This is a genomic window from Plectonema cf. radiosum LEGE 06105 (assembly GCF_015207665.1).
Taxonomy (GTDB): Bacteria; Cyanobacteriota; Cyanobacteriia; order Cyanobacteriales; family Nostocaceae; genus Rivularia; species Rivularia radiosa_A.
On record NZ_JADEWL010000233.1, the window covers coordinates 1 to 6,454 of the forward strand.

8 protein-coding genes and 1 pseudogene are annotated in these 6,454 nt (G+C 35.6%); 8 read left to right on the forward strand and 1 reads right to left on the reverse strand.

Translation table 11 applies throughout. From position 1 onward, the window contains the following. From IQ247_RS30930 to IQ247_RS30945, 4 genes and pseudogenes are all read left to right on the forward strand, one after another. Nucleotides 1-287, forward strand: a pseudogene (locus IQ247_RS30930) (photosystem II q(b) protein); the annotation flags it as partial. 317 nt (nt 288-604) lie between these two features. Then, the gene (aroC, locus tag IQ247_RS30935; RefSeq protein ID WP_193925893.1) at nt 605-1,693 is read left to right on the forward strand and encodes a chorismate synthase; all 1,089 of its coding nucleotides are present in this window, start codon (nt 605-607) and stop codon (nt 1,691-1,693) included. An 86-nt stretch (nt 1,694-1,779) separates the two neighbouring features. Continuing rightward, nucleotides 1,780-2,109: a hypothetical protein gene (locus IQ247_RS30940; protein WP_193925895.1), complete on the forward strand. Its 330-nt coding sequence runs from the start codon at nt 1,780-1,782 to the stop codon at nt 2,107-2,109. Nucleotides 2,110-2,471: 362 nt separating this feature from the next. Continuing rightward, nucleotides 2,472-2,786 (forward strand): type II toxin-antitoxin system Phd/YefM family antitoxin, encoded by a 315-nt coding sequence (locus tag IQ247_RS30945; protein ID WP_193925897.1) that lies wholly within the window; start codon nt 2,472-2,474, stop codon nt 2,784-2,786. 299 nt (nt 2,787-3,085) lie between these two features. Here IQ247_RS30945 and IQ247_RS33475 read toward each other — a convergent pair whose 3' ends face one another. Further along, nucleotides 3,086-3,253, reverse strand: a complete 168-nt coding sequence (locus tag IQ247_RS33475; protein ID WP_322745613.1) for a hypothetical protein — start codon at nt 3,251-3,253, stop codon at nt 3,086-3,088. Here IQ247_RS33475 and IQ247_RS30950 point away from each other — a divergent pair. The 4 genes from IQ247_RS30950 to IQ247_RS30965 all read left to right on the forward strand — a co-directional run bounded on the left by IQ247_RS30950 (nt 3,186) and on the right by IQ247_RS30965 (nt 6,431). Further along, entirely contained in the window at nt 3,186-3,398 is a 213-nt protein-coding gene (locus IQ247_RS30950) for a SemiSWEET transporter (protein ID WP_322745612.1), read from the forward strand. The two genes, IQ247_RS33475 and IQ247_RS30950, sit on opposite strands and share 68 nt — an antisense overlap. Then, entirely contained in the window at nt 3,395-5,017 is a 1,623-nt protein-coding gene (locus tag IQ247_RS30955) for a B12-binding domain-containing radical SAM protein (RefSeq protein WP_193925901.1), read from the forward strand. The genes IQ247_RS30950 and IQ247_RS30955 overlap by 4 nt, the downstream gene beginning before the upstream one ends. A gap of 97 nt (nt 5,018-5,114) precedes the next feature. After that, nucleotides 5,115-5,303, forward strand: coding sequence for a CPXCG motif-containing cysteine-rich protein (locus tag IQ247_RS30960; protein ID WP_193925903.1), 189 nt, complete (start codon nt 5,115-5,117; stop codon nt 5,301-5,303). Between the two features lie 372 nt (nt 5,304-5,675). Beyond that, on the forward strand, nt 5,676-6,431 hold the full coding sequence (locus IQ247_RS30965; protein WP_193925905.1) for a hypothetical protein: 756 nt from the start codon (nt 5,676-5,678) through the stop codon (nt 6,429-6,431). Nucleotides 6,432-6,454 lie beyond the last annotated feature (23 nt).

Genomic DNA, 6,454 nt, shown 5'->3' on the forward strand with positions numbered 1-6,454 from the left:
ACAACAGCCGTAGCTTGCACTTCTTCTTAGCAGCTTGGCCTGTAGTAGGTATTTGGTTTACCGCTTTGGGAGTCAGCACCATGGCTTTCAACTTGAACGGTTTCAACTTCAACCAGTCTGTAATCGATTCTAGTGGTCGTGTAGTCAACACCTGGGCAGATGTATTGAACAGAGCAAACTTGGGTATGGAAGTAATGCACGAGCGCAACGCTCACAACTTCCCCTTGGATTTAGCTGCTGCTGATGCTGCACCTGTTGCAATTAGCGCTCCCGCAATCAACGGTTAATAATTAAATAAAAATGTAGAAGACGTTGCATTGCAACGTCTTCACCACATACAGAAAACGTCTTCCGAGTAATCGGGAGGCGTTTTTTTGTTTGGAATATGTCACAATTTCACGAAAATCATGTTTAAAGCTGGCGGTTGAAACCGCGCCTACACAAACAAAGTCTCCCTTTGCGGACTATCATCTAAAAAATCTGCATAAATATCAAAACTATACCCCTAGCAATAGTCAAGGTAAAAATATATTCTTGTTATATGTGTCTTAGTCATAACAAGACCTTGCGGTATACATAGCCTAGAAATCTCCTTAACATCATCATGGGTAACACTTTTGGTCATTTATTTCGCGTTACTACTTTCGGTGAATCCCACGGTGGTGGTGTGGGAGTAGTAATTGATGGTTGTCCTCCACAGTTGGAAATTTCTGCCGAAGAAATTCAAGTAGAATTAGATAGACGGCGACCTGGGCAAAGTAAAATTACTACACCTCGTAAAGAAGCCGATCAATGTGAAATTCTTTCGGGGGTGTTTCAAGGACAAACTTTAGGTACGCCAATATCGATCTTGGTCAAAAATAAAGATACTCGTCCCCAAGATTACAGCGAGATGGTGCAAATGTACCGCCCTTCCCACGCTGATGCTACTTATGATGCTAAATATGGTATTCGTAACTATCAAGGTGGTGGTAGGTCTTCGGCACGAGAGACAATTGGCAGAGTCGCAGCAGGTGCGATCGCCAAAAAAATTCTGCATCAAGTGGGTGGTGTAGAAATCATCGGTTACGTCAAGCGGATCAAGGATTTAGAAGGCGAAGTTGACGCACAAACAGTTACTTTAGAACAAGTTGAAAGTAATATCGTCCGTTGTCCCGATGCTGAATGTGCGGAACGGATGATTGAGTTAATCGAGCAAGTTGGTAGAGATGGTAATTCCATCGGTGGAGTAGTGGAATGTGTAGCGCGTAACGTTCCCAAAGGTTTGGGTGAGCCAGTTTTTGATAAATTGGAAGCTGATATTGCTAAAGGTGTAATGTCCCTTCCCGCTAGTAAAGGCTTTGAAATTGGTTCTGGTTTCGCTGGAACTTTGCTGACGGGAATCGAACACAACGATGAATTTTATACTGACGAACAAGGGAATATCCGCACCGTAACCAATCGTTCCGGAGGTATTCAAGGTGGGATTTCCAACGGTGAAAATATTATAATTCGTGTAGCATTTAAACCCACGGCAACTATTAGAAAAGAACAAAATACAGTTACTAAAACGGGTGAAGCGGGAGTTTTAGCTGCAAAAGGAAGACATGACCCCTGCGTATTACCACGGGCAGTTCCAATGGTAGAAGCGATGGTGGCTTTGGTATTATGCGACCATTTATTAAGGTTCCAAGGACAGTGTAAAGTTTTATAACCAATGTAGAGACGTAGCACTGCTACGTCTCCCGATATTTTGATTTGTAAGACGAGAATTCTGTGAAATAGCATAAGCATTTGTCGATGAGTAATTTATATGAGATGCTCAATAGAATAAAAAAAAGACCTGCTATGTACTTAGGAAAAAACTCAATATTTAGTCTTCAAGCATTTTTAGCAGGATATAACGGTGCAAAACGAGAAATGGGTTTATTACCCACAGAAGAAGAAGAAGAATTTGAATATTTTTTAAACTGGATACGAAAAAGATTTAAGGTTGAGACAAACCAATCTTGGGCTAGTATCATTGTGTTTTACTCTGCTGATGAAAACAAGGCATTAGATACCTTTTTTGAACTATTTGATGAGTTTTTAGTGCAGAGAAAAAATTTAGAATTGGAAAAACAAGTTTGAATTATTAAGTGTTTAAGGACAGCTTAAAATTTTGTTAATAAGTAGGTCGGCGTTGAAAATTGTAATTATGGTAAGGGAGTAGGGAGTAGGGAGTAGGGTAAGGTTTTAAAGCCAATTTATATTTTGTTACATAGTTAGATTTATTGTTGCCGACTTACTTAGTTATGAATGAGAAGTTAGGAATTAAAATCTTTATTCTAGATATTTAATATGAATAGGACTTACGCAACAGAAGATGAAAATATGAACCACAGAGACACAAAGGACACTGAGTCAAGAGGGTTTGAGAGAGTTTTTGCGTAAGTCTTAATGAATAAAATTTCTGTTCCTCAAAATAGATTTATATTTTTAGAATTTATTTTATGTCAATAAAAATCACGTTAGAAGAAGCTACAACTAATTTAGATAACCTTTGTCGTCAAACGATTGAAAATGAAGAAGTAGTTATTATTGACAGAGCAGATGGCAAAAATGTAGTTTTGATTTCCGAAGCTGAACTTGAAAGTCTGTTAGAAACTTTGTATTTACTTCGTTCTCCAAAGAATTCTGCTCGTTTATTAACTGCTTTACAACGTGCAAAAGCTAAAACCGTTGAACCTCAAGATGTTAATACTTTATACGAGAAATTTGGTCTAAATGAAGACGATACAGATAGTAATATGAGGACGGCAAGTTAATCAACACTTTTTATCAAGAATAAAAACATTTAATAATCTCTTCTTTCGTTTCTTCAGGTGTTTTCCCTTTAGTAGAAAATATATGTTTCGCTAACTTGTGATTTGAAGGATGGCTCATGAAAAAACGGTGAGGAAGAAAGAAAGAGGAGAAGTAATCTTAAATCGAAAAAGGAGTAATTTAACCCACGAAGGTGGGTTTTGCTTGTGTAGAAGCGGTAACAAAGCGCCGGATAACACAATCCAAAATCCAAAATCCAAAATCTAAAATCCAAAATTGACACACCCGATACATTTATCAATTAATATGAAGAAATATAAAGCACATTATCTTTAAAAGAACTAATGATAATAGTCGGATTGCTCGCTGCGACTTTAACTACGTCTGCTTTTTTACCGCAGATGATCAAAACTTGGCGAACAAAATCAGCTAAAGATGTTTCGTACACGATGTTAATTACATTTATCATCGGTATTTTTTTATGGTTAATATACGGAATTTTACGTAAAGATATAGCGATTATTCTTGCTAATGCATTCACTTTACTTTTTAACCTGACAATTCTATATCTTAAAATTAAATATGGAAGAACACCCCAAAGTAAACGCCTGTGACATCCGATTTATTTGCTAAGGAACGCCTTTTATTTACTCCTATAACTCCTGACACCAACGCTATTCCTATTATCTTTGCTTTTCCCAATGAATACACTGTGGGAATTACCAGCTTGGGTTATCAAGTAGTATGGGCTACTTTAGCGATGCGTGGGGATTTACAGGTAAGTCGGTTGTTTACCGATATTAGCGAAACCCTTCCCCGAAATCCCGAAATATTAGGTTTTTCGATGTCGTGGGAATTGGATTATGTGAATATTTTAAATTTGTTGGAATCTTTAGATATTCCCATTAAGTCAAATTTACGCCAAGATAATCATCCCATAGTTTTTGGTGGTGGTCCGGTTTTAACAGCGAATCCCGAACCTTTTGCTGATTTTTTTGATGTGATTTTGTTAGGAGATGGGGAAAATCTGTTAAATGATTTTATTAATGTTTATAAAGAAGTTAGAAACGCGGATAGAGAAACAAAATTAAAAGCACTTACACAAGTACCAGGAATTTACGTTCCCAGTTTGTATGAAGTTGAATATTTTAGTTTAGATGGTGCAATAAAATCTATCAAACCAATTTCATCAGAAATTCCCGCAGAAGTACAAAAACAAACTTATCGGGGGAACACTTTATCAACATCAACAGTAGTCACAGAAAAAGCTGCTTGGGAAAATATTTTCATGGTAGAAGTGGTGAGAAGCTGTCCGGAAATGTGCCGTTTCTGTTTAGCAAGTTATCTCACTTTACCTTTTAGAACTGCAAGTTTAAATGATTCATTAATTCCCGCAATTGAAAGAGGTTTACAAGTCACAAATCGGCTGGGATTATTAGGAGCTTCGGTAACTCAGCATCCCGAATTTGAAAGTTTATTAGATTATATTAATCAGCCAAAATACGAAGATGTCCGTTTAAGTATTGCTTCAGTAAGAACTAATACGGTGACAGAAGAATTAGCCAAAACTTTAGCTCAAAGAGGAACTAAATCTTTAACAATCGCTGTTGAAAGCGGTTCGGAAAAAGTCCGGCAAATTATTAATAAAAAACTTGAACAACAAGATATTATCAAAGCGGCAGAAAATGCTCAAAAAGGCGGATTAAAAGCGTTGAAACTTTACGGAATGGTGGGAATTCCTGGGGAATCTCCAGAAGATTTAGATGCAACTGTAACCATGATGCAGAATCTTAAAAAAGCTGCCCCCGGATTGCGATTTACTTTAGGATGCAGCACTTTTGTACCTAAAGCGCATACACCGTTTCAATGGTTTGGAGTAAATAAAGAAGCAGAAAAACGATTGAAATTGTTGCAGAAAAAATTGAAGCCCCAAGGAATAGATTTTCGTCCAGAAAGCTATAATTGGTCGATAATTCAAACGCTGTTATCGAGGGGAGATAGAAGATTATTCCCACTTTTGCAACTGACTCGTAACTTTGGGGATTCTTTGGGTAGTTATAAGCGTGCTTTTAAAGAACTAAAAGGACAAATTCCCCCATTAGACTTCTACGTTTACGATACTTGGTCAACCGAGCAAATATTACCTTGGAATCACTTGCAAGGACCACTTCCACAGTCTACACTACAAAAGCATTTAACTGAAGCTACTAATCAATTTAAAGGAGTTAGTTGACAGTTGACTGTTGATGGTTGTTTATCCACTAACCTTTGACCTTTAACCTTTAACCTTTAACCTTTGACCTTTAACCTTTAACCTTTAACCTTTAATTATGCAAAATACTGCTGAATATTACTGCGCTTATTGTGGAGAACCAAATTTAACTTTTATTGATATCAGTGCTGGTTCTCAACAGTCTTATGTAGAAGATTGTCAAGTCTGTTGTCGTCCGAATATTTTATATATACGAATTGATGAAGAAACGCTTGATATTGAAATTGATACAGATTATGAAGAATAAATAACTGATAAAAAAATTATGTAATGGTACGTATACAAACTAAAACTTTAACTACAACCTGAACTGTTGCAAGAAATTGATTTTAAAATCAAGTCCTTAATCAGAAGTCGGGTTTTTACTTTAAATATCTCTAAATATCTGTAATAAAAGACAATCATCCTAAAAACCCGATTTCTTACCCCACAAAAAATCGAGTTTTCTGAAATTTATTTTTTTAATAAAGAATAGATGAAAATACGTGCAAGCTAGTTGTATGAGATTTTGTTGCATAGGATAATACTTTTAGATTTTTATCAGCAATAGTACTGATATTTCACGCCAAATCTAGGAATGTTATGGCGGTGATTTTACAGAGAAATTGTTTTATTCAATATGAATTTTTTTAAAAGTCAATTAATTCATTTTAACGCTTTACAATTAGCTTTGATGGGTGGCATTTTATTGTTTAATATTCAGTCTTCTACAGCAAAAATAACTGTGGATAAGCAGACCAAAAATATTAATAATTCAAATAAAATTACTGTTGATACTGCTCCAAACAAAGTCTGTCCTTCTGCAAACTTATTACCTATACGTACTTTTGATACAGAAAAATATTACGTTTATATTTGTAGGGGAGATAATTTAAATCCTCTGGGATACTATGTCCGTATCCCGAAAAAATTAGATAGTAAAATTATAGTCCCTATTACTCAAAACTTTCGAGAAACAGAAATTTATATTGCTGTTAATGGTGAAATAACCTATCAAATTACACCATATGAAATGATAATAAGTAAAAGCGGTAGAATTATCTTTAGAGAAAAAGTTATAAGTGTTGTAAAAGGAGATGGTGAAACTTTATCAACAGGTTGTCCTGAAAATAACAAAACCTTTGCTCAAGCAGAAACTCAAAGTTTTTTTATTTATATTTGTGGTAACGAAAATCCCAGTAGCTATATAAGCATTACTAGAACAAACAATACCATAATTAATCTTCCATTACAAAAATCGAGTCAAAATGGCGTAAAAACTAATCAATACATAGCGATAAACGGCAATATAAGTTTTATCTTAACTGACAAAATATTACGAATTTCTCGCGATGGTCAGAATATAGTTAAGGAAAAAGTTTTGCAATGGGATTAAAGGAGGGATGGGGGAGATGGGGG